Source organism: Pseudomonas sp. ArH3a (genome assembly GCF_022648765.1).
Taxonomy (GTDB): domain Bacteria; phylum Pseudomonadota; class Gammaproteobacteria; order Pseudomonadales; family Pseudomonadaceae; genus Aquipseudomonas.
In genome coordinates, this window is the sequence record NZ_CP080330.1 from 6593902 (window position 1) to 6615469 (window position 21568).

The window sequence follows — 21568 nt, forward strand, 5'->3', positions numbered from 1 at the left end:
AGGCTCACGCGATTGGCTGCCTTCTCAACGGAGCTTCAATGAATCTGCCCCTGATTCTCAACTTACTGGTGTTCATGGCCCTGTTGCTGGGCCTGGCACAAACGCGTCGCACCAACTGGAGCCTCGCTAAAAAGGTCCTGTTTGCACTGGTGCTTGGTGTGCTGTTTGGCGCGGCGTTGCACACTATTTATGGCGACGGTAACCCGGTGCTCAAGGCCTCGATCAGTTGGTTCGATCTGGTCGGCAACGGCTATGTGCAACTGCTGCAAATGATCGTGATCCCGCTGGTATTCGCCTCTATCCTCAGTGCCGTAGCGCGCCTGCATAACGCCTCGTCCCTGGGCAAGATCAGCTTCCTGACCATCGGCACGCTGCTGTTCACCACGGCAATTGCGGCGCTGATCGGTATCGGCCTGACCAACCTGTTTGGCCTCACCGCCGAAGGCCTGGTGGCCGGCACCCAGGAAATGGCGCGCCTGCAAGTGATCCAGAGTGATTACGCAGGCAAGGTCGCCGACCTGAATATCCCGCAGTTGCTGCTGTCGTTCGTACCGGCCAACCCCTTCGCCGACCTGGCCCGGGCCAAGCCGACGTCGATCATCAGTGTGGTGATTTTCGCCGCGTTCCTAGGGGTTGCCGCGCTGCAACTGCTCAAGGATGACGTGGAAAAAGGCCAAAAAGTGCTCAACGCCATCGACACCCTGCAAGCCTGGGTGATGCGCCTGGTGCGCCTGGTGATGAAGCTGACGCCGTACGGTGTTTTGGCGCTGATGACCAAAGTGGTCGCCGGCTCCAACCTGCAAGACATCATTAAGCTCGGCAGTTTTGTGGTGGTGTCGTACCTGGCGTTGGGCCTGATGTTTGTGGTGCATGGCCTGCTGCTGTCGTTGGCTGGGGTCAACCCGCTGCGCTTCTTCCGTAAAGTGTGGCCAGTGCTGACGTTTGCCTTCACCAGCCGCTCCAGCGCAGCCGCCATCCCGCTGAGCATTGAAGCGCAGACGCGTCGCTTGGGTATCCCGCAGTCCATCGCCGGTTTCGCTGCCTCGTTCGGCGCCACCATCGGCCAGAACGGTTGCGCCGGTCTCTACCCGGCCATGCTGGCGGTGATGGTTGCCCCGACCGTGGGCATCAACCCGCTCGACCCGCTGTGGATCGCGACCTTGGTGGCGATTGTGACCTTGAGCTCGGCCGGTGTGGCCGGTGTTGGCGGCGGTGCAACCTTTGCCGCGCTGATCGTGCTGCCGGCGATGGGCTTGCCGGTGTCACTGGTGGCGCTGCTGATTTCGGTTGAGCCGCTGATCGACATGGGCCGTACGGCGCTGAACGTGAACGGTTCGATGACGGCGGGCGCGATTACCAGCCAGATCATGGGGCAGACGGATAAAACGCTGTTGAATGCCGATGAGCATGTGCAGCTAGCTAGCTGAGTTGCACGCTATAAGCTTCAAGCTGCAAGAAAGAGCACTTCGCTTTAACTTGCAGCTTGTGGCTTAAAGCTAGCAGTTGCTCCTCTCCCAGACTTCGAAGTTATACGCCGGCTTATCACCCTCAGCCGCATTCTCGATATTCGACACCAGCTTCCACTGGCTCACATCAAACTCGGGAAACCACGCATCGCCTTCCGGGCTCAACGCGACCCGCGTCAAATACAGGCGATCCGCCTGCTCCAGCCCCTGCGCATACAACTGCGCCCCGCCGATCAGCATCAGCTCATCCACGCCCTGTTCCAGTGCCCAGGCTTGCGCCCGCTCGACCGCCGTATCGAGTGACGGAAAAACTTCCGCACCTTCAAGCGCCAAGTCGGTCTGACGGCTAACCACGATATTCAGGCGCCCCGGCAACGGTCGGCCCAGGGAATCCCAGGTCTTGCGCCCCATGATGATCGGCTTGCCGAGTGTGGTGGCCTTGAAATATTTGAAGTCCCCCGGCAAATGCCAGGGCATGCTGTTGTCGACGCCGATCACACGGTTTTCACCGAGGGCTGCGATTAGGCTTAAAGGGAGAGTTTTTTTCATGACGACGAGAATACCAGAGCTGCGAGTCTGCGGTTATGCTCCAACCTCACTGGCTCAATAGGATAGCGCGTGACTGCACTGACCCCGCTGCACACACTCTGGCTGACAGAAACCGTGCGCCTGCGTGAAGAACACGCAGGTCCCCTCGAAGACCTGGAAGCCAACCGCCTCGCCCGTACGGCCGGTGGCGACTTGCCAACGCGCATTCAACAGCGCGCCCTGCACTTGGCCGAACGCGACGGTTTGACCGCCGCCCTCACGCGCTGGCTGCAGGGCGCCCGCTTGGCGCTGGTGCTGTTGGCCGTGGTCGCGGTGATCAGTGGCGCCGGCCTGGCGTTTGCCGCGCTGGGCAACGGTTTGACGCCGGTTAACGTGTTCTGGGCCTTGGGCAGCCTGCTCGGCTTGAATCTGATCCTGTTAATCAGCTGGGCCCTGGGCCTGCTGTTTGCCGGCGAACACAGCGCCAGCCTCGGCCGCCTGTGGTTGTGGCTCAGCGAAAAATTCGCCCGCGATGCCAAGGCCGCGCAATTGGCGCCAGCGTTGCTGCTGTTATTGCAGCGCCAGAAGCTCAATCGCTGGGCCGTGGGTGTGCTGGTCAATAGCCTGTGGTTACTGGCGCTGCTCAGCGCCATGCTGATCCTGCTCACGCTATTGGCCACGCGGCGCTACGGCTTTGTGTGGGAAACCACCCTCCTCGGCGCCGACACCTTTGTCGCCGTGACCCAAGCCCTGGGCAGCCTGCCTGCGTTGCTGGGCTTTAACGTGCCGACGGTCGAGATGATCCGCGCCAGCGGCGACTCGGCCCTGAATATCGAAAGCGCCCGCCAAGCCTGGGCCGCCTGGCTGGTAGGCGTGCTGCTGGTCTACGGCCTGCTGCCCCGGTTGATCCTCGCCCTGCTGTGCTTGTGGCGCTGGAAACGCGGGTGCGCGGCCCTGCGCCTGGACCTCAACCTGCCCGGCTACAGCCAGTTGCGCGAACGCCTGATGCCGAGCAGCGAACGGCTTGGCGTCAGCGATGCCGCCCCCGAGCAACTGCACGCCATCAGCGGCGGCGTCAGCGAATTGGAGAGCGACGGTGCCCTGCTGGTGGCCATCGAACTGGACGACCAGCACGCCTGGCCACCCAAACTGCCGGCCAGCGTAAAAAACGCCGGCATCCTCGACAGCCGCGAATCGCGCAACAAACTGCTGGAACAACTCACGCGCTTCCCGCCTGCGCGCCTGGCCATCGCCTGTGACCCGCGCCGTTCGCCCGACCGTGGCAGCCTGGCATTGGTCGCCGAGCTCGCGCGCAGCGCCACGGCCACCCGCGTATGGCTGCTGCAAGCCCCAGCCGGCCAAGCGCTGGACGCCGAACGCCTGGGCGATTGGCACGCTGCGCTGCAACAGCTGGAATTGCCCTTCGCCGATTGCGCGCCGCTCACGTGGCTGGAGACCGGTCATGACTAAACCGCTGAAACTCGCCGTGGTCGGCCACACCAATGTCGGCAAGACTTCGCTGCTGCGCACGCTGACCCGGGACGTGGGTTTCGGTGAAGTCTCCCATCGCCCCAGCACCACGCGGCATGTGGAAGGCGCGCGGTTGTCGGTCGACGGCGAAGCCTTGCTGGAGCTGTACGACACGCCCGGCCTGGAAGACGCCATCGCCCTGCTCGATTACCTGGAACGCCTGGACCGCCCCGGCGAACGCCTCGACGGCCCGGCCCGCCTGGCGCGGTTTCTGGAGGGCAGCGAAGCGCGCCAGCGTTTCGAGCAGGAAGCCAAAGTATTGCGCCAACTGCTGGCCTCCGACGCTGGCCTGTATGTGATCGACGCCCGCGAGCCGGTGCTGGCCAAATACCGCGACGAGCTGCAGGTGCTGGCCAGTTGCGGCAAACCGTTGCTGCCGGTGCTCAATTTTGTCTCGAGCAGCGACCACCGCGAGCCGGACTGGCGCGAAGCCCTGGCCCGCCTCGGCCTGCACGCACTGGTGCGTTTCGACAGCGTGGCGCCGCCGGAGGATGGCGAGCGCCGCCTGTACGAAAGCCTGGCGCTGCTGTTGGAAAACGCACGGCCGCAGCTGGAACGCTTGATTATTGACCAGCAAGCCCAGCGCGTCGCCCGCCAACAAAGCGCTGCACGGTTGATCGCCGAGCTGTTGATCGACTGCGCCGCGTGCCGGCGCAGCGTGGTCACCGAAGACGAGCAACAAGCCATCAGCGATTTACGCAAAGCTGTGCGCCAGCGCGAGCAAAAATGCGTGGATGCCCTGCTCAAACTGTTCGGTTTCCGCCCACAGGATGCCGCCGCCAGCGACTTGCCGTTGCTGGACGGCCGCTGGGGCGATGACCTGTTCAACCCGCAAACCCTCAAGCAACTGGGCGTGCGTGTCGGCGGTGGAATTGCTGCAGGCGCGGCCGCCGGTGCGGGTGTGGACCTGCTGGTCGGCGGCCTGACCCTCGGCGCTGCCGCGATTGCCGGCGCGATTGCCGGTGGCGCGCTGCAAACCGCGCGCAGCTACGGCAGCCGTCTGCTGGGCAAGATCAAGGGCCACCGCGAGCTGACCGTCGACGACAGCGTGCTACGCCTGCTCGCCCTGCGCCAACGCCAGTTGCTCAAAGCGCTCAACCTGCGCGGCCATGCGGCGATGCACAGCATCAAGGTCGACACGCCCCAGGACAAAACCTGGCGTGAAGGCAAGTTGCCGGATGCGTTGAACAAGGCCCGCGCCTATCCGCAGTGGTCGTCCCTCAACCCGCAGCCAAAGCTGAGCCAAGCTGAGCGCCAGGAGCAGATTCAAGCATTGGCGCAGGAGCTCAATGAAGATTGACAGCTAGGGCCAGGCGAGCAGCGTGGGTGGGTTGATAATCCCCGCCCGCTCCAGCGCGTGCAGGCGCACGGTGTCGGGCGTACCGTCTTTGTAGAAGTCTTCGGAATAAATTTTCATGTAGCGCGTTGATGCAGTCCCTGGGCTAAACCCGTTGAGCTTCAAATAGGCCGCGGCAAACCTGTCCAGCAAGACTTTATCGAGGCGGCTTTCCCGGCTGCCATGCGTCACATCTCCCCTGCTGTAGTCGACTTTTCCGTCAGCCGAAAAGTCGTAAGCCACGGCGTCATTGACCAAGCTGTCTTGAATACCCGGCGTGCTTTGGTAGAACTGAAGCAACACAGTCTCCGCCTAACCAGCCCCTGTTCGGTCCTGTGCGAAAACGTTTAAGTAACGCATTGATTGATTCCTCTCCATTGAGACGGACGCTTTCACTTCCAGTTGAATTTCAAGAACACATTGGCCAAGGACTGAATGACAGCCCGGTCGGCCGCGTCCACATGCTGGTTCTGGTCGGCGTCACCGTAGACGATACTTTCCAGCAAGCCGTTGTTATCCGTGTCGAATGCCGCATGCCAACTGACCAAGGTTTTACCGCTGCTCGCGCCCTCGCCTTCATGTAATTCCAGGTGCACTGAGTCGGGCGAACCGTCAGCATGAAGATCCCTGGCAGAGACCTTCATGTAGCGTTCCACACCATGGCCTTGATTGAGCCACTTCAACTTGAGGTAGTTATTGGCGAAGATGTCCAACAGGCGCTGATCGACGGAGGTTTCACGGCCGTTGTTGTTTACATCACCCACTGTGCAATCCAGCTTGCCGCCCGCGATGCGAGCCGTCGCAATAGCTTGGTTGAGCAAAACGTCGTCTTGCGCACCGTCACGTTGCTCATAGAAGTTCAGTAACACCGCATCGGCCTGCCCACTGTCTGTGCGGTCCTGGGCAATGACTTTCAAATAGCGCATTGATCCACTCCTTGTTTGCGTTCACTCAAACGCGGGGGAGCGTCGTCATACCATTTGAACGCAAGGTAGTGGTTGCACATGGACCGGATCAGCGCTTTGTCGTCTTTGTCAGCGACGCCGTTTCGGTCTACATCGTTAGCGCTGAATGACTCCAATACGCCGTTACCGTCGGCATCGTAGCCGGCGGCCCGGTAGACCAGTATGGGGTTGCGCAGCAGGCTGCGGCGATCTTGGGCGGTAGCTTTTAAATAGCGCATGGGGTGTCTCATTTAAAGAACAGGCCCCTACGCTAATTGAAGCCCTATTTGCCCACTAGCATGCGGCGTCTACCAAGGCGGTAGGAATTGGCGACTCATCACCGTGGTGAGCTGAATGACGCCAAGCCGCACCCTCTCGCACGAGCGCCAGGAACACATTGCACAGGGCTTTGATGGCCGCCTTGTCGCTGTGATCGGCAATGCCGTTGCGGTCCACGTCGCTGTTCGTGAATGACTCCAGTACCCCATCGCTATCGCCGTCATAGCCGGACGCGGTGTAGACCAAAGTACGTTTTCCCCGTGACGCGCTGCATTCATAAAAGCTGAGTTGAATCGCATTGGGCGCACCGTTCTTGGCGGTGTGCATGACGCGTATCGTCATATACCGTGCCCAGGTGTCGCCACAATTGAACCAGTTCAACGTCAAGTAAGTGTCGGTAAAACGCTTGAGCAGCGTTTTATCTTCGGCCGATTTGCAGCCGTCGCGGTTGATATCTCCGGGCAGCAGAATATCGGCGGCACCGTCAGCGGTGATGTCAATCGCCACCGCCTCGTGAATCATCTCGTCAGGTTCGTTGGGAGCCTGCTCAAAAATCTGCAGGACAACCATATCGGCCTTTCCATTACCGCTGCGATCCTGTGCGGTCGCTTTCAAGTAACGCATCACATGCTCTCTTGCGTGGTTGAAGTCGCATGAGAGTAATGAGCCAGACGAAAACCTCGCTAGCCGCCGCTTCCGGGCTGCGTGTATGAATTCACGCTGCCGGCTATCAGCAGACGTTGTGCCATTGCTTTCAACGGCTCCAGGTCCAGCACCGGCACATGCATGTGCTTGGCCTGCTCATCCCAGTGACGCATGCGCAGGCTGACTTGGCAGAGCGGGTCTTGCTCGAAGGCGCGGGCCTCTTCGGCCGTCATCACGCCGCCCTGATAACCCAGGGTGCGGCGGCTGGCTTCGCTCAAGCGGGCGTAATAGTCCGGCTGGCTGAAGGTCAGGTAGCGCTTGGCTTGCACGTGATACTCCACCAGTTTGGCCATGCGCTCGCTGAAGCCTGCGCGGCGTAAATAGTCCGCGCCGAGGCGCTCATGGCTGACCACGCCATAACCGCCCATGTTCTCGCCGCCCTGGCCGCAGAGGTGGCCGATGTCGTGGAAAAACGCCGCCAGCACCACTTCATCATCAAAGCCTTCAGCGATAGCAAGCTGCGCGGCCTGGGACATATGTTCGATCTGCGACACCGGCTCGCCGATGTAATCCGCCGTGCCGTGCTGCTCGTACAAGCCGAAGACTTCGGCAATCGCCTGCTCAGGGTTCATGGCGCTTATCCCCACAATGCTGTGATATTTCGCTCGGCCATCGCCGGTCCCACGCTCATGCCTACGCCACTGTGCATCAATGCCGCACTCACGCCCGGTGCCGCCCGTAGGAATGAAAACGGCGCCGGCCCGCGTGAACCGTAGACGCCCTGCCAGCGCTCCACCACTTGGATCTTGCACCCCAACGTCTGCTCGGCCAGTTCGATCAGCCAGTCATCGATCTGCTCGGCGTTGAACGGCGAGGCATCGCTGCCGTAGTCGTGTGAATCGCCGATGATCAGCTCACCGTGGGGCGTGGGGCTGATCAGTAGGTGGATCCCATGTTCCTGCAAATGCGGCGCATCGCGCAGGATTTGCGCCTGCACTGGCGCGGCTTGCGGCAAATCAGCGAACGCGCCGTAATGCACGCAACTAAGGCCTGTGAGCAAAGCATGTTGCAGGTTCAGGTTAACCGCTGGCCGGGCGCGCAGCATTTGCAGGCGGCAGATGCTCGGGTTGAGTGCGCCGATCGCCTCGGCCAACAGGGTTTGGTAATCATGCCCGGAGCAGACAATGATCTGCTCGCCGCGAAAGCTGCCCGCCGTGCTGTGCAGTTGGCCCGGCTCGACGTCGCGTACCAGCGTGGAGAAATAAAACTCCACCTCCAGTTCACTGCGAAGGTAGTTGATCAGCGCCGGGATCGCTTCGCGCGAATACAGCTGCTGATCATCCTTGCCATGCAGCGCCGCGCGGTGATGGCGAAACTGGCCGCCATACAAATCTTTCATCGCCGCGCCTTGCAGCAGCTCGACGTTGTAGCCGTGCTCTCGGCCACGACCGGCGCAGAAGGCTTCCAGCAAGTGTTCTTCGGCTTCGGTGCGGGCAAACAGGTACGAGCCATTGCGCTTGAGCGGCAGACCGGCCACCTGCGCCCAGTGCCCCCAGATATCACGGCTTTGCTGGGCCAGTTCAAGCATCGGCCCCGGCGGCTGGCCAGTGACCAGTGCCTGGCCGAAGTTGCGCACCGAGGCGCCCAGCGGCGTGGCGCTGCGCTCGAACACCTTGACCTTGAGGCCGCGTTTGGCGGCTGCATAGGCGTGGGACAGGCCGAGGATACCGGCGCCGATAACTAAGAGATCACTACTCATGCATTCCTCTCATTCCCACGCTCTGCGTGGGAATGCATCCGGTGACGCTCTGCGTCAAGACTTCAAGAGCGGACGCAGAGCGTCCAGGGCGGCATTCCCACGCAGAGCGTGGGAACGATCAGTCATTGTTTCTCCGACTTCCCGTCATAGCGCTTGCGCCACTCGGCCAGGATGCTGTCGCGGTTTTTCGAGGCCCAGACAAAGTCATTCTTGATCAGCCGCTGCTCGTAATCGGCCGGCAGCTCAGTCTGCGGCTTGGCAATACCCGGCTGGGCGAGCACAGCGAAGTTTTCTTTGTACAGGTCCATCGCCGCCGCGCTTGCAGAGAAGTCAGCGAGTTTTTTCGCCGCATCAGCACGGGGCGTTCCCTTGATCACGGCGGTGGCTTCGATGTCCCAGCCCAAGCCTTCTTTGGGCAGGATGATGTCCAGTGGCGCGCCCTGGCGTTTCAGTTGTACCGCTGGGTACTCGAAGGAAATGCCAATCGGGAACTCACCGGACGCCGCCAGCTTGCACGGCTTGGAACCGGAGTGAACGTACTGGCCGATGTTCTGGTGCAGGTCGTCCATGTACTGCCAGCCCTGCTTCTCGCCAAAGGTCTGCAACCAGGCGCTCACGTCCAGGAAACCGGTGCCGGAGGATGCCGGGTTGGGCATCACGATCTTGCCCTTGTACTCAGGCTTGGTCAGGTCTTGCCAGCTCACCGGCTTGCTCAAGCCTTGTTTCTCGGCTTCGACAGTGTTGAAGCAGATGGTCGCGGCCCACACGTCCATGCCGACCCAGGCTGGCGGGTTAGCGGGGTCGCGGTAGTTCTTACCGATTTTGTCCAGATCCTTGGGCGCGTAGTTATCGAGCATCCCTTGCTGGTCGAGGATCGCCAGGCTCGAGGCGGCCAAACCCCACACCACGTCGGCGTGCGGGCGGACTTTCTCGGCTAAAAGCTTAGCGGTGATGATGCCGGTGGAGTCGCGCACCCACTTGATCTCGATGTCCGGGTTGGCCTTTTCGAAGGCCTGTTTATAGGTCCTCAACTGCTCGGCTTCGAGGGCCGTGTACACGGTCAGCTCGGTCTTGGCGAAGGCATTCAGGCTGAATGCGGTGAGTACGGCAGCGACCAGCGCCAGGGGCTTGAACATGGAGCACCTCCTTCAAGGATGTTATTGGCCCGGCGCAGTCTGGCGCCAGGCTTGGGAGCGGCGCAGCGCGCCACGTGAAGCCCACGCCAGCAGCAGCGAGACGCCGGCTGAGGTGAACAGGATCAGGGTCGACATGGCTGCGGCGCCGCCCACGTTGCCGGCGTCGTCCATGTTCAACACGGCGACGGCGGCGAGGATGGTGTCGGGGCTGTAGAGGAAGATCGCGGCGGAAACGGTGGTCATCCCCGACACAAACAGGTAGCGCACGATGTCCAGCAGCGCCGGCAGACAGATCGGCACCGTGACGCGCAGATAGTGGCGGTACAGCGGCGCTTTTAGGGACAGCGCAGCGGCTTCAAACTCACTATCAAGCTGGCGCAGCGCCGTGGTGGCGGTCATCTGCGCGGTGGTCAAATAGTGCGCAATGGTGCACACCACCAGTAAGGTCATGGTCCCGTAGAACACGTGCAGCGGGTTGCCGTTGAGGTTGAAAAAGAACACGTAGCCCAGGCCCAGCACCAGGCCCGGCACGGCCATCGGCACAAAGCTGAGCATGCGCAATGCCAGGTTGAGGCCTTTCTGGCTCTTGGTCTTTTCCATCAGGTAGGCGCCGGTAAAAATCAGCACGCTACCGATCAGCGCTGTGCACAGGGCCATAGTCAGGCTGTTGCGATAGGCCAGCCAACCGCCGCCGGCCGTGTCTTCGAACTGATAGTGGCTGAGCGACAACGACAGGTTGTACGGCCAGAACTTCACCAGCGAGGAATACACCGCCATGCCGAATACCAGCAGCAACACCGCGCAAATCAGCAGCACGATGGCCAAGTAGCAGCCATCACGCAGCCGCGATGGCGCCGGCTGGAACACCTGGGCGCGGCCGCTCATGGCGTCGCCATGCCGACGGCGCAACCAGGCATCGACGCCAAAGCTGAACAGCGCCGGCAACAGCAAGACCATGCCGATCAATGCGCCGCGACCAAACTGTTGCTGGCCGACCACCGCCTTGTAGGCCTCCAGCGCCAGCACCTGATAATCGCCGCCGACCACCACGGGCACGCCGAAGTCGGTGATGGTCAGGGTGAACACCAGGCAAAACGCGGCGAAGACTGCCTGGCGCGTGGCCGGCCAGGTGATGCTGCGAAACGCACGCGCGGGGCTGGCGCCCATGCTCGATGCCGCATCAAAAAGCCGCGCATCCGCCAGCGACAGTGCCGACAGCAAAATCATCAATGCGTGTGGGAAGGTGTAGATCACTTCACCGAGCACGATGCCCCAGAAGCCGTAGATGTTGTCCGAGAGCAACCCGCGCAACAGGCCTTGGTTGCCAAACAGGTACACCAGCGCAATGCCCGGCAGCATCGACGGCGCCATCAGTGGCAGCAGTGACAGGCCGCGCCAGATCGTCTTGCCGGGAATCAGCGTGCGTTGCAGGGCGTAGGCAAACAGGTAAGCCAGCGGTACGACAATGGCCGCCACGCTGAGGGAGACTTTCAGGCTATTGCCCAGCAACCAGTGGAAGTTGGCGCTGGTCACCAGCTCCCGTGCCGCCACCCAGCCACCGCCCTGCCCGGCATCGCTGCTGAAGCCACGCCAGAAGATCGCCAGCAACGGCAACAATACGGCGACACCCAGCAGCAACAGCCACAGCAGTTTGCCGCCGAGCACAAAAATGCGATCACCTGTTTCGGCACGGGAAGCCTGGCGCGGCACCGGCACAGTCATTTCAGCCGCCATCTCAGGCAAACACCTGGAGGCTGCGTGGCGGCAAGGCGACCCAGATGTCCTGGGCGCCCAGGCGTGGCATGGCTTCGGGGGCCAGTTCGGCCAGCAGCGGGTGGCCGGGCAATTGCTCCAGTTCAAAGCTCATGCGGCAGCGGTTGCCGAGAAAGGTGATCTCGCGGATTTTGGCTGGGAACAGGTTTTCTTCATGCACCGGCGGGTTGACGCTGATGGCTTCAGGGCGGCAGAACAGGCGCCCGGATTTGGCCACGCCGGCATCGTCGGCCAGGCGCATATTCATCCCGCCGACCTGGGCATGGCTCGCGCTGTTGCGGCTGAACGGCAGCCAGTTGCCCTGGCCGACAAACTCCGCCACAAACGGCGTGGCCGGGCGGTCGTAGATTTCCTGGGGCGTGGCGTATTGCTCGACCTTGCCGTTGTTCATCACGGCAATGCGGTCGGCCATCAACATGGCCTCGTCCTGGTTGTGCGTGACCATCAGCGTGGTGATGCCCAGGCGCCGTTGAAGCTGGCGCAGCTCGGTGCACAGGTGCTCACGCACGCGGGCGTCGAGGGCAGACATGGGTTCGTCGAGCAGTAACAGCGAAGGCGCCGGTGCCAGGGCGCGGGCCAGAGCGACGCGCTGTTGTTGGCCGCCAGAGAGTTGGCCGGGAAATTTCTTTTCGCTGCCCAGCAGGCCGACCAGTTCAAGCATCTGGCCGACGCGCTTGCGCACTTCATCGCGGCCACTGCCGGTGAGGCCGTAGCCGATGTTCGCTTCGACAGTCAGGTTGGGAAACAGCGCGTAGGACTGGAACAAAATGCCGTAGTCCCGCGCTTGAGGCGGCAGTAGGGAAACATCGCGGTTGCCGAGGCGAAGTTCACCGCTGTCCTGGCGTTCCAGGCCGGCGATGCAGCGCAGCAAGGTGGTTTTGCCGCAGCCGGACGGGCCCAGCAGGCACACCAGCTCGCCGGCGGCGACGTCCAGGGACACATTATCCAGCGCGGTAAAGGCACCGAAGCGTTTCTGGATACCGCGCACCGTCATGGGCGCGCCGGGGTTGGTCAGGGCTGTGTTCATGGAGGCACCTCATCAAACTGATGAAGGCCATGCTAGGTGGGCAATGAGTCCCTGGTGTGGCAGGAAGGCAAAAGGGAGTGATAGTGGTATTGGTGGATTTGGGTATAGCCGATCGTTCCCATGCTCTGCGTGGGTATGCATCTTGTGACGCTCCGCGTCACGACGTCCAAGAGCGGACGCGGAGCGTCCAGGGCGGCATTCCCACGCGGAGCGTGGGAACGATCAACAAGACCTCAGAGTGGCGACATTTCCTGCGCCAACCCCAGAAAGGCAGCCGGCAGGCGCGCACCTTTGCGCTCTTTGAGGCAGTACAAATACTCCGGAATCTGCGGCGCATTTTCGATAGTCAGCACCCGCAGCTGCGGGTCATGGGGCACTTCCTGGCGGGCGATGATGCTGATGCCGATGTTGCGCAGCACCGCCTCGCGGATCGACTCGCGGCTGCCGATTTCCAGCAGCGGCCCATAGCTCACACCCGCGCCTTGCAACATTTCTTCGGTCAGGCGCCGTGTGGTGGAACCCGCCTCACGCATCAGCAAGGTATGCCCGGCCAACGCACTGAGTGGCACATGATCAAGCGTGGCCAAAGGGTGATTGCGATGCACCGCCAACACCAAGGGATCGGTGCCGAGTACGCGGCGGATCAGGCGTGGGTCTTCCAGCAGTTGTGAGGACGCGGCGACATCGACGCGGTAATCATCCAGCGCTTCGAGCACCTGCTGGGAGTTGCCGATTTCCACCGACACGTCCACTTGGGGCAGGCGCTCGCGGAAGGCTTTGACCAGGTCGAGAATGTAGTACGGCGCCGTTGCGGCAATCCGTAAGGCGCCCTGGACCTGACCGTTGTTGCGCAGGAAAAACTCGATATCCGCTTCCTGCTGCAACAGCGTCTTGACCATCGGCAGCAGGCGCGCACCGTCGTCGCTGACGGTGAGGCGCCGGCCGCCACGGTAGAACAGCTCAACGCCGTACTGGCTTTCCAGGTTGCGAATCTGGGTGGTGACCGTGGGCTGGCTCAGGCCGAGTTTTTTCGCCGCCTGAGTAATGCTGCCCAGGCGGGCGACCATAAAAAACGCCTTTAACTCGGCACTCAGCACACCACCCTCACATCAATTATTTGCGCAACAGGCGCAGGCCATTGAACACCACCAGCAGGCTCACGCCCATGTCGGCAAACACCGCCATCCACATGGTCGCCATGCCGAGGAAGGTGACCGCGAGGAAAATCGCCTTGATCACCAGCGCCAGGGCGATGTTCTGCTTGAGGATACTCGACGTTTGCCTGGAGAGCCGAATGAAAGCCGGGATCTTGCGCAAATCATCGTCCATCAAGGCCACGTCGGCGGTCTCGATTGCCGTGTCGGTACCGGCGGCGGCCATGGCAAAACCGATCTCGGCGCGGGCCAGCGCCGGAGCGTCGTTGATACCGTCGCCGACCATGCCCACGCGGTGGCCTTGGCCGTAGAGGGTTTCGATGGCTTGCAGTTTGTCGGTGGGCAACAGGTCGCCCTGGGCCTGGTCGATGCCGACCTGGGCGGCAATCGCTTTGGCGGTGTGGGCGTTGTCGCCGGTGAGCATCAGGGTTTTGATGCCCAGCTCGTGCAGTTGCTGGATGGCTTCGCGGCTACTGTCCTTGACCGTGTCGGCGACGGCGAACAGCGCCAGCGGGCCGGATTTATCGAGCAGCAACACCACGGACTTGCCTTGTTTTTCCAGGGCGAAGAGCTTTTCTTCCAGCTCAGGTGAGCACAGGCCAAGGTCTTCCACCAAGCGGTGGTTGCCCAAGTGGTAGGTTTCGCCGTTGATATCACCGCGCACACCGCGACCGGCCAAGGCCTCGAAGTTATCCACAACGTGGGTCGGCAGGTTTTTATCCACAGCCGCGTTGGCGATGGCCAGCGACACCGGGTGGTCGGAACGCCCGGCCAAACTGGCGGCCAAGGACGGTGCGCTGTCTTCGACAGTCGGGAACAGCGCCAGGTAGTCGGTCTGCACCGGTTTGCCGTGGGTGATGGTGCCGGTCTTGTCGAGGGCCAGGTAATCGAGTTTGTAGCCGCCTTCGAGGTACACGCCGCCTTTGATCAGGATGCCTTTGCGCGCCGCTGCGGCCAGGCCGCTGACGATGGTGACCGGCGTGGAGATCACCAGCGCACATGGGCAAGCAACCACCAGCAGCACGAGGGCGCGATAGATCCAGTCAAACCAGGCACCCGCCATGAACAGCGGCGGAATGAGCGCCACGCCCAAAGCAAACAGGAAGACGGCTGGGGTGTAGATCTTCGAGAAGCTGTCGACAAACCGCTGGGTCGGCGCCCGCGCGCCTTGAGCCTGTTCCACAGCGTGAATGATGCGCGCCAGGGTGGAATTGTTCGCCGCTGCGGTGACTTTGTACTCCAGGGAACCGGCCTGGTTGATAGTGCCGGCGAAGACTTTATCGCCCACGCCCTTTTCAATCGGCAGGCTTTCACCGGTGATCGGCGCTTGGTCGATGGTGGATTGGCCAGCGGTGACTTCACCGTCCAGGCCAATGCGCTCGCCGGGCTTAACCCGCACGATGGCGCCAAGCTCGATGCTTTTAACTTCTTTTTCGACCCAAGTACCGTCAGCCTGCTGCACCGTGGCCTGTTCCGGGGTCATCTGCATCAAGCCACTGATGGCATTGCGCGCACGGTCCAGGGACTTGGCTTCGATCAATTCAGCCACGGTGAACAGGAACATCACCATCGCCGCTTCCGGCCATTGACCGATCAGCACGGCGCCGGTCACCGCGATGCTCATCAGCGCGTTGATGTTCAGGTTGAAGTTTTTGAGCGCGATCCAGCCCTTTTTATAGGTGGTGAGGCCGCCGCTGAGGATCGATACCAACGCCACCAGCGCAATCACCCACGTCGGGGCTACGCCGGTGAAATGCAGCACTTCAGCGCCCAACGCGCCGACACCGGACAGCGCAAGCGGCCACCAGTGTTTCTTGGCGGGCGGCGCGGCGGCTGGGGTGCCTTCTTCGATGGGGTCGGCCTGCATGCCGATGGATTTGATCGCCTCGATGATCGGCGCGGTGCTCGGCAGGTCGTGGGTGACGCCGAGGATGCGGTTGATCAGGTTGAATTCCAGCTGCTGCACACCGGCCAGTTTGCCCAGTTTGTTCTGGATCAGCGTCTGCTCGGTGGGGCAGTCCATGGCTTCGATGCGAAAGGTGCTCAGCCGCGAGCCGGCGGTCGGGGCTTCGCTCAGCGTGACCACGGCAGGCGCAACCTTGCTGGAACAGCAAGCGTCGCCATGGCTGGCATGGTCATGCTGTTTGACGGGCGTCAGTTTGGCGCCGTGGTCGTGGCTATGGTCATGATCATGGTCGTGCGGGTGATCATGCGGTTTGGGGGTGTGGATGGAATCGCTCATTCTGTCGCGTCCGTAAAGGTGCCTGTTGCCAAGTAAAGACCCTGTAGCCACTATAGGGTCAAGCACCCATTTGGAGATTGCTGCGATGAAGATCGGCGAATTGGCCAAACTGACCGACTGTCAGGTGGAAACCATCCGTTATTACGAGAAAGAAGGCCTGCTGCCGCCCCCGGCGCGCACCGATGCCAACTACCGCGTGTACACCCAGGCGCACACCGAGCGGCTGATCTTTATCCGCAACTGCCGCAGCCTCGACATGACGCTTGAGGAAATCCGCAGCCTGCTCGGGCTACGCGACAGCCCTCAGGACCAGTGCGAAAGCGTGAATGCGTTGATCGACGAACATATCCACCACGTGAAAGCGCGGATCGATGGGTTGTTGGCGTTACAGGAGCAATTGCTGGACCTTCGCCAACGCTGCGGCGGTGGGCCGGGCCTGGATCAGTGCGGGATTTTGCAGCGGTTGGAAGTCAGCGGGAGTGTCGCGGCCAGCGAGGCTGAGCCTTCGCATGTGGGCAGAAGCCACGGGCACTGATTCAGCTTGGTAACCGAATACTATTGTGGGAGCTGGCTTGCCTGCGATAGCGGTGGATCTGCGACATTGATGTCGCCTGACACTCCGCTATCGCAGGCAAGCCAGCGCCCACATAAGCCAGCTCTCATATTTAGACCGGGGCCATCTTTAAATAGCCACGTCAGCCTTGATGCTTGGGTCAGCGTCATAACCGACGATTTCGAAGTCTTCAAACTTGTAGTCGTAGATCGACGCAGGTTTGCGTTTGATCACCAATTCCGGCAGCTTCTTCGGCGTGCGCGCCAGCTGGGTCTGGATCTGTTCCATGTGGTTGCTGTAGGCGTGGGTGTCGCCGGTGGTGACGATGATCTCGTGCGGGATCAGGTCGCATTGCTGGGCCAGCATGTGGGTCAGCAACGCCAACGCGGCGGTGTTGTACGGCAGGCCGAGGAATACGTCGGAGCTGCGGATATACAACTGCATCGACAGATGGCCGTCATGCACGAACGCCTGGTAAAGCAGGTGGCACGGCGGCAGCGCTTGCTTGCCGTTGCGTGCGTTTTCCTGCGGGCTCTTGGTTTCGTCCGGCAGGTATTCGACGTTCCAGCCGTGGAACAGGATGCGACGGCTGTTGGGGTTGTTCTTCAACGTGTCGACCATGTAGTCGATCTGGTTGATCTTGCCGCCATCTTTGGTCGGCCAGGCGGTCCACTGCTCGCCGTACACCGGCCCCAGGTCACCGTCTTCGGTGGCCCATTCGTCCCAGATTTTTACGCCATTTTCGTTGAGCCACTTGATGTTGGTGTTGCCGCTCAACATCCAGATCAGTTCGTTGGCGATGCTTTTGAAGTGAAGCTTCTTGGTGGTCAGCAGCGGGAAGCCGTCGGCCAAGTTATGCCGATACTGACGGGCAAACACGGCCTTGGTGCCGGTGCCGGTGCGATCGCCCTTGGTCAATCCATTGGTCACGACGTCGTTCAGTAGTTCGAGATATTGCTTCATGTGAGTACCCGTATCGTTGAAGCCGAGGCTATGCAAAAGCCTCGGCATTCGAATTTAAAGCGCGGTGTTCTTGATGCCTTGCGGGCGGTTGTAAGCCCACCACAACAGGCCCAGGCCCGCCAGAATCATCGGCATGCTGAGGATCTGACCCATGGTCAACCAGCCCCACGCCAGGTAGCCCAGCTGTGCATCCGGCACACGGACAAACTCGACGATGAAACGGAAGATCCCGTAGAACAGCGCGAACATCCCCGACACCGCCATGGTTGGGCGCGGCTTGCGCGAGAAGATGTACAGAATCAGGAACAGTGCCACACCTTCCAGGGCGAACTGGTAGAGCTGCGACGGATGGCGCGGCAATTGCGCCGGGTCGCTGAACGGCGGGAACACCATGGCCCACGGCACGTCGGTCGGCTTGCCCCACAACTCGGCGTTGATAAAGTTACCAATGCGCCCGGCACCCAGGCCAATCGGCACGAACGGCGCGACGAAGTCCATCAGTTGGAAGAACGACTTGCCGTTGCGGCGGCCGAACCACCAGGCGGCGATCATCACGCCGACAAACCCGCCGTGGAATGCCATGCCGCCCTTCCACACCTCGAAGATCAGTGTCGGGTTGGCGATATAGGCCGACAGGTCGTAGAACAATACATACCCCAGACGCCCGCCGACGATCACGCCCATCGACATCCAGAACACCATGTCGGAGAGCTTCTCCTTGGTCCAGGTCGGGTCGAAACGGTTCAGGCGCCGGGAAGCCAGCAGCCAGGCACCGCCGATGCCGATCAGGTACATCAACCCGTACCAATGGATTTGCAGCGGACCGATGGCCAAGGCCACCGGGTTGATCTGCGGGTAAGGCAGCATTGCGACTCCTCGTTAAATCAATAGTCATGGCGCACCGGACCATGCCGGTGTGCGATTAAGCCTGCGTTACAGCCGCAATTTCAAATTAAGCTGCTCTTTTAAACTAAGAAGTCCACACGCGCCTAATAGCCCGGCATGTTAACGGATGGAAGGCGTGCCGCCCAACTTCGATACGATGGAACGCCTGCCGTTGTATGGGTAGAGTGAAGAAAAACACAAAAGGGATCGCCTGATGTGCCTGATTGTTTTCGCCTGGCGGCCGGGCCATGCCCAACCGCTGATCGTCGCGGCCAACCGTGATGAGTTCTACGCCCGCCCCAGCCTGCCGCTGGCCCAGTGGCCGGATGCGCCGCACATCTACGCCGGCCGCGACCAGGAAGCAGGCGGCACCTGGCTTGGGGTGAACGCCGACGGGCGTTTTGCCGCCCTGACCAATATCCGCGACCCGCACCAGCCGCCCGCACGCAAGTCCCGTGGCGAGTTGGTGGCGCGCTTTCTCAGTGGATCGCTACCGATTGACGACTATTTAACCGACGTTAACGGAAGATCGATCGAATATGCCGGCTTTAACCTGCTGATTGGCACACGAGATGAGCTGTGGCACTACAACGCCAACCAAATCGACCCTACGCGGCTCGAGGCTGGGGTTTATGGGTTATCCAACGCCGGGCTGGATACGCCGTGGCCGAAGCTGCTCAAGGCCAAGGCGGCGTTGAGTGATGTGCTGGAAAACCCGCAGCCGGAGGCTTTGCTGGACATTTTGAGCGACCCACAGACCGCGCCGTTTGCCGACTTGCCGGACACCGGCGTGGGGCTGGCGACAGAGAGTTTGTTGTCGAGTGTGTTTATTGCCAGCCCCAGTTACGGGACGCGGGCGAGTACGGCGTTGATTGTGAATGCCGACGGCACACGGCGGATGGTGGAGCGCAGCTTCGGGCCGTTGGGTGGCCGGCTGGGTGAAGTCGAACTCAACATTTAGCGGTGACTGGACTGGCGCCATTGCAGGCAAGCCAGCTCCCACAGTTTGGAATGCATTCCCCTGTGGGAGCTGGCTTGCCTGCAATGGCCGCGCCTCGGCCTAGAGGGTTTTCGCCGAAGCCGGGTTAATCATCCGCGTCAGCCCCAGGTTTTTCAGCGCCAATTGCAGCGAGCTGTGGATAACTTGCGGGTTGTCGATGGTCATCAGCTCGGCCAGCAATTCCTTGGCCATGCTCAAATTCACCTGACGCAGCATCCACTTCACCTTCGGCAAGTTGGTGGCGTTCATCGACAGGCTGTCAAAGCCCATCGCCATCAACAGCACCGCCGCCGCCGGGTCGCCGGCCATTTCACCGCAGATACTCACCGGCTTGCCTTCGGCATGGGCGTCGCGCACCACGTGTTGCAGGGCTTGCAGCACGGCCGGGTGCAGGTAGTCGTAGAGGTCGGCCACCCGTGGGTTGTTGCGGTCCACGGCCAGCAGGTACTGGGTCAGGTCGTTGGAGCCGACCGAGAGGAAGTCCACCTGCCGCGCCAGCTCTTTAGCCTGGTACACCGCTGCCGGGATTTCGATCATCACGCCAATCGGCGGCATCGGCACGTCAGCGCCTTCGTCGCGCACTTCGCCCCAGGCGCGGTGGATCAAGTGCAGGGCTTCTTCCAGCTCATGGGTGCCGGAGATCATCGGCAGTAGGATGCGCAGGTTATTCAAGCCTTCGCTGGCCTTGAGCATGGCGCGGGTTTGTACGAGGAAAATTTCAGGATGGTCGAGGGTCACGCGAATGCCGCGCCAGCCAAGGAATGGGTTGTCTTCCTTGATCGGGAAGTAAGACAGTGACTTATCGCCGCCGATGTCCAGGCTGCGCATCGTCACCGGCAAGGGGTGGAAGGCGGACAGTTGCTCGCGATAAATCGCCAGCTGCTCCTTCTCACTCGGGAACCGTTGGTTGATCATGAACGGCACTTCGGTGCGGTACAGCCCTACCCCTTCGGCGCCGCGCTGTTGCGCGCGGGCCACATCGGCCAGCAGGCCGGTGTTGACCAGCAGCGGTACGCGGTGGCCGTCGAGGGTCACGCACGGCAGTTCGCGCAGCGAGTCGAGGCCCAGCGCGAGTTGCTTCTCTTCTTCCACCACCTCGGCGTATTGCTTGCGCAGCAGCTCGCTGGGGTTGGTGAAGACTTCACCGCGATGGCCGTCGACGATCATGTCGATGCCGTCGACCTTGGAGTACGGCAGGTCGACCAGGCCCATCACCGTCGGAATGCCCATGGCGCGGGCCAGGATCGCGACGTGGGAGTTACCCGAACCCAATACCGAGACCAGGCCCACCAGTTTGCCTTCCGGCACTTCGCCAAGCATGGTGGCGGTCAGCTCTTCACTGATCAGGATGGTGTTGTCGGGGTAGACCAGGTTGGTGGTGCGGTCTTCCTGCAGGTAGGCCAACAGACGGCGACCGAGGTCACGGACGTCCGAGGCACGCTCGCGCAGGTAGGCGTCGTCCATCAATTCGAAACGGTTGACGTGATCGGTGACCACCTGGCGCAGCGCGCCCTGGGCCCATTGGCCGGTCTTGATCACGGTTTTGACTTCATTACCCAGGGACGCGTCGTCGAGCATCATCTGGTACACGTCGAACAGCGCGCGCTCTTCGGGGCGCAGTTGCGTGGCCAGTTTGGTCGAGAGGTTGCGCATGTCGGCGCGCACGCCTTCCAGGGCAGTCTTGAACAGTTTGATTTCAGCGTCGATGTCGTTGACGGTCTTGTCCGGCACCACATCGAGGTCGGCCGGTGGCAGCATGACCACCGCCGTACCAACGGCAGCACCCGGCGAACCGGGCACGCCGACGAACTTAGCTTCCTGGATGCCCTTGCCCTGGCGCCCCAGGCCGCGAATCGAACCCGTCGCCTCGGCGTGAGCAATAACCCCGGCAAGCTGCGCGCTCATGGTCACGAGGAAGGCTTCTTCACCTTCATCGAACTGGCGGCGTTCTTTTTGCTGGATGACCAACACGCCGACAACGCGGCGGTGGTGAATGATCGGTGCGCCGAGGAACGAGGCGTAGCGCTCTTCACCGGTTTCGGCAAAGTAGCGATAACGCGGGTGATCGGCCGCGTTTTCAAGGTTCAGGGGTTCTTCACGCGTCCCCACCAGGCCCACCAGACCTTCATTGGGCGCCATGCTGACCTTGCCGATGGAGCGCTTGTTCAGGCCCTCGGTGGCCATCAGCACAAAACGGTTGGTCTCAGGGTCCAGCAGGTAAACCGAGCAGACCTGGCTGCCCATGGCTTCCTTGACGCGCAACACAATAATCCCCAACGCCGCCTTGAGATCCTTGGCGGAGTTAACTTCCTGGACGATCTTGCGCAGCGTATTGAGCATGGCTCGGG

General features: G+C 61.5%; 20 protein-coding genes. 5 read left to right on the forward strand and 15 right to left on the reverse strand.

Annotated elements, in window-relative coordinates; genetic code table 11:
* The first annotated feature begins 38 nt into the window (after positions 1 to 38).
* On the forward strand, positions 39 to 1427 hold the full coding sequence (locus K0P33_RS30450) for an L-cystine transporter (RefSeq protein WP_242153294.1): 1389 nt from the start codon (positions 39 to 41) through the stop codon (positions 1425 to 1427).
* Between the two features lie 69 nt (positions 1428 to 1496).
* On the opposite strand, the gene K0P33_RS30455 is transcribed toward K0P33_RS30450, so the two are convergent.
* Positions 1497 to 2015, reverse strand: a complete 519-nt coding sequence (locus K0P33_RS30455; protein WP_242153297.1) for a dihydrofolate reductase — start codon at positions 2013 to 2015, stop codon at positions 1497 to 1499.
* Between the two features lie 69 nt (positions 2016 to 2084).
* Between K0P33_RS30455 and K0P33_RS30460 the strand changes: the two genes are divergently transcribed.
* Entirely contained in the window at positions 2085 to 3464 is a 1380-nt protein-coding gene (locus K0P33_RS30460) for a DUF2868 domain-containing protein (protein ID WP_242153300.1), read from the forward strand.
* Positions 3457 to 4824, forward strand: a complete 1368-nt coding sequence (locus tag K0P33_RS30465; RefSeq protein WP_094949190.1) for a DUF3482 domain-containing protein — start codon at positions 3457 to 3459, stop codon at positions 4822 to 4824. Before K0P33_RS30460 ends, K0P33_RS30465 begins: the two co-directional genes overlap by 8 nt.
* 3 nt (positions 4825 to 4827) lie before the next feature.
* On the opposite strand, the gene K0P33_RS30470 is transcribed toward K0P33_RS30465, so the two are convergent.
* From K0P33_RS30470 to K0P33_RS30520, 11 genes are all read right to left on the reverse strand, one after another.
* Entirely contained in the window at positions 4828 to 5160 is a 333-nt protein-coding gene (locus tag K0P33_RS30470; RefSeq protein WP_242153303.1) for a hypothetical protein, read from the reverse strand.
* Positions 5161 to 5252: 92 nt separating this feature from the next.
* Positions 5253 to 5786 (reverse strand): hypothetical protein, encoded by a 534-nt coding sequence (locus K0P33_RS30475; protein ID WP_242153306.1) that lies wholly within the window; start codon positions 5784 to 5786, stop codon positions 5253 to 5255.
* On the reverse strand, positions 5774 to 6043 hold the full coding sequence (locus K0P33_RS30480) for a hypothetical protein (protein WP_242153309.1): 270 nt from the start codon (positions 6041 to 6043) through the stop codon (positions 5774 to 5776). The genes K0P33_RS30475 and K0P33_RS30480 overlap by 13 nt, the downstream gene beginning before the upstream one ends.
* Before the next feature lie 55 nt (positions 6044 to 6098).
* Entirely contained in the window at positions 6099 to 6707 is a 609-nt protein-coding gene (locus K0P33_RS30485) for a hypothetical protein (protein ID WP_242153312.1), read from the reverse strand.
* Between the two features lie 59 nt (positions 6708 to 6766).
* Positions 6767 to 7360 (reverse strand): phosphonate degradation HD-domain oxygenase, encoded by a 594-nt coding sequence (locus K0P33_RS30490; protein ID WP_094949192.1) that lies wholly within the window; start codon positions 7358 to 7360, stop codon positions 6767 to 6769.
* Positions 7361 to 7365: 5 nt separating this feature from the next.
* Positions 7366 to 8487 (reverse strand): TIGR03364 family FAD-dependent oxidoreductase, encoded by a 1122-nt coding sequence (locus K0P33_RS30495; RefSeq protein ID WP_242153315.1) that lies wholly within the window; start codon positions 8485 to 8487, stop codon positions 7366 to 7368.
* A gap of 122 nt (positions 8488 to 8609) precedes the next feature.
* Entirely contained in the window at positions 8610 to 9623 is a 1014-nt protein-coding gene (locus K0P33_RS30500) for a putative 2-aminoethylphosphonate ABC transporter substrate-binding protein (RefSeq protein ID WP_242153319.1), read from the reverse strand.
* Positions 9624 to 9644: 21 nt separating this feature from the next.
* Entirely contained in the window at positions 9645 to 11357 is a 1713-nt protein-coding gene (locus K0P33_RS30505) for a putative 2-aminoethylphosphonate ABC transporter permease subunit (protein WP_242153322.1), read from the reverse strand.
* Between the two features lies 1 nt (position 11358).
* A complete protein-coding gene (locus tag K0P33_RS30510; protein WP_094949197.1) occupies positions 11359 to 12423 on the reverse strand; it encodes a putative 2-aminoethylphosphonate ABC transporter ATP-binding protein in 1065 nt (354 codons plus the stop codon).
* A gap of 233 nt (positions 12424 to 12656) precedes the next feature.
* Positions 12657 to 13520: a LysR family transcriptional regulator gene (locus K0P33_RS30515; RefSeq protein WP_094949198.1), complete on the reverse strand. Its 864-nt coding sequence runs from the start codon at positions 13518 to 13520 to the stop codon at positions 12657 to 12659.
* A 16-nt stretch (positions 13521 to 13536) separates the two neighbouring features.
* Entirely contained in the window at positions 13537 to 15819 is a 2283-nt protein-coding gene (locus tag K0P33_RS30520) for a heavy metal translocating P-type ATPase (RefSeq protein WP_242153325.1), read from the reverse strand.
* A gap of 85 nt (positions 15820 to 15904) precedes the next feature.
* Between K0P33_RS30520 and cadR the strand changes: the two genes are divergently transcribed.
* Positions 15905 to 16354, forward strand: a complete 450-nt coding sequence (gene cadR, locus K0P33_RS30525) for a Cd(II)/Pb(II)-responsive transcriptional regulator (RefSeq protein WP_094949200.1) — start codon at positions 15905 to 15907, stop codon at positions 16352 to 16354.
* Positions 16355 to 16501: 147 nt separating this feature from the next.
* On the opposite strand, the gene K0P33_RS30530 is transcribed toward cadR, so the two are convergent.
* The gene (locus tag K0P33_RS30530) at positions 16502 to 17335 is read right to left on the reverse strand and encodes a thymidylate synthase (protein WP_094949201.1); all 834 of its coding nucleotides are present in this window, start codon (positions 17333 to 17335) and stop codon (positions 16502 to 16504) included.
* Positions 17336 to 17389: 54 nt separating this feature from the next.
* Entirely contained in the window at positions 17390 to 18202 is an 813-nt protein-coding gene (gene lgt, locus K0P33_RS30535) for a prolipoprotein diacylglyceryl transferase (protein WP_094949202.1), read from the reverse strand.
* Positions 18203 to 18434: 232 nt separating this feature from the next.
* Here lgt and K0P33_RS30540 point away from each other — a divergent pair, with 232 nt between their 5' ends.
* Positions 18435 to 19181, forward strand: a complete 747-nt coding sequence (locus tag K0P33_RS30540; protein WP_242153330.1) for an NRDE family protein — start codon at positions 18435 to 18437, stop codon at positions 19179 to 19181.
* A gap of 99 nt (positions 19182 to 19280) precedes the next feature.
* On the opposite strand, the gene ptsP is transcribed toward K0P33_RS30540, so the two are convergent.
* Positions 19281 to 21560, reverse strand: coding sequence for a phosphoenolpyruvate--protein phosphotransferase (gene ptsP / locus K0P33_RS30545; RefSeq protein ID WP_094949204.1), 2280 nt, complete (start codon positions 21558 to 21560; stop codon positions 19281 to 19283).
* Positions 21561 to 21568 lie beyond the last annotated feature (8 nt).

What these genes read in the sequence shown, in the direction of transcription:
- K0P33_RS30450 (WP_242153294.1), top strand. Translation starts at nt 39, where the DNA reads ATGAATCTGCCCCTGATTCTCAACTTACTGGTGTTCATGGCCCTGTTG.
- K0P33_RS30475 (WP_242153306.1), bottom strand. Translation starts at nt 5,786, where the DNA reads ATGCGCTATTTGAAAGTCATTGCCCAGGACCGCACAGACAGTGGGCAG.
- K0P33_RS30480 (WP_242153309.1), bottom strand. Translation starts at nt 6,043, where the DNA reads ATGCGCTATTTAAAAGCTACCGCCCAAGATCGCCGCAGCCTGCTGCGC.
- K0P33_RS30485 (WP_242153312.1), bottom strand. Translation starts at nt 6,707, where the DNA reads ATGCGTTACTTGAAAGCGACCGCACAGGATCGCAGCGGTAATGGAAAG.
- K0P33_RS30455 (WP_242153297.1), bottom strand. Translation starts at nt 2,015, where the DNA reads ATGAAAAAAACTCTCCCTTTAAGCCTAATCGCAGCCCTCGGTGAAAAC.
- K0P33_RS30530 (WP_094949201.1), bottom strand. Translation starts at nt 17,335, where the DNA reads ATGAAGCAATATCTCGAACTACTGAACGACGTCGTGACCAATGGATTG.
- K0P33_RS30520 (WP_242153325.1), bottom strand. Translation starts at nt 15,819, where the DNA reads ATGAGCGATTCCATCCACACCCCCAAACCGCATGATCACCCGCACGAC.
- lgt (WP_094949202.1), bottom strand. Translation starts at nt 18,202, where the DNA reads ATGCTGCCTTACCCGCAGATCAACCCGGTGGCCTTGGCCATCGGTCCG.
- K0P33_RS30495 (WP_242153315.1), bottom strand. Translation starts at nt 8,487, where the DNA reads ATGAGTAGTGATCTCTTAGTTATCGGCGCCGGTATCCTCGGCCTGTCC.
- K0P33_RS30540 (WP_242153330.1), top strand. Translation starts at nt 18,435, where the DNA reads ATGTGCCTGATTGTTTTCGCCTGGCGGCCGGGCCATGCCCAACCGCTG.
- ptsP (WP_094949204.1), bottom strand. Translation starts at nt 21,560, where the DNA reads ATGCTCAATACGCTGCGCAAGATCGTCCAGGAAGTTAACTCCGCCAAG.
- K0P33_RS30490 (WP_094949192.1), bottom strand. Translation starts at nt 7,360, where the DNA reads ATGAACCCTGAGCAGGCGATTGCCGAAGTCTTCGGCTTGTACGAGCAG.
- K0P33_RS30505 (WP_242153322.1), bottom strand. Translation starts at nt 11,357, where the DNA reads ATGGCGGCTGAAATGACTGTGCCGGTGCCGCGCCAGGCTTCCCGTGCC.
- cadR (WP_094949200.1), top strand. Translation starts at nt 15,905, where the DNA reads ATGAAGATCGGCGAATTGGCCAAACTGACCGACTGTCAGGTGGAAACC.
- K0P33_RS30465 (WP_094949190.1), top strand. Translation starts at nt 3,457, where the DNA reads ATGACTAAACCGCTGAAACTCGCCGTGGTCGGCCACACCAATGTCGGC.
- K0P33_RS30510 (WP_094949197.1), bottom strand. Translation starts at nt 12,423, where the DNA reads ATGAACACAGCCCTGACCAACCCCGGCGCGCCCATGACGGTGCGCGGT.
- K0P33_RS30500 (WP_242153319.1), bottom strand. Translation starts at nt 9,623, where the DNA reads ATGTTCAAGCCCCTGGCGCTGGTCGCTGCCGTACTCACCGCATTCAGC.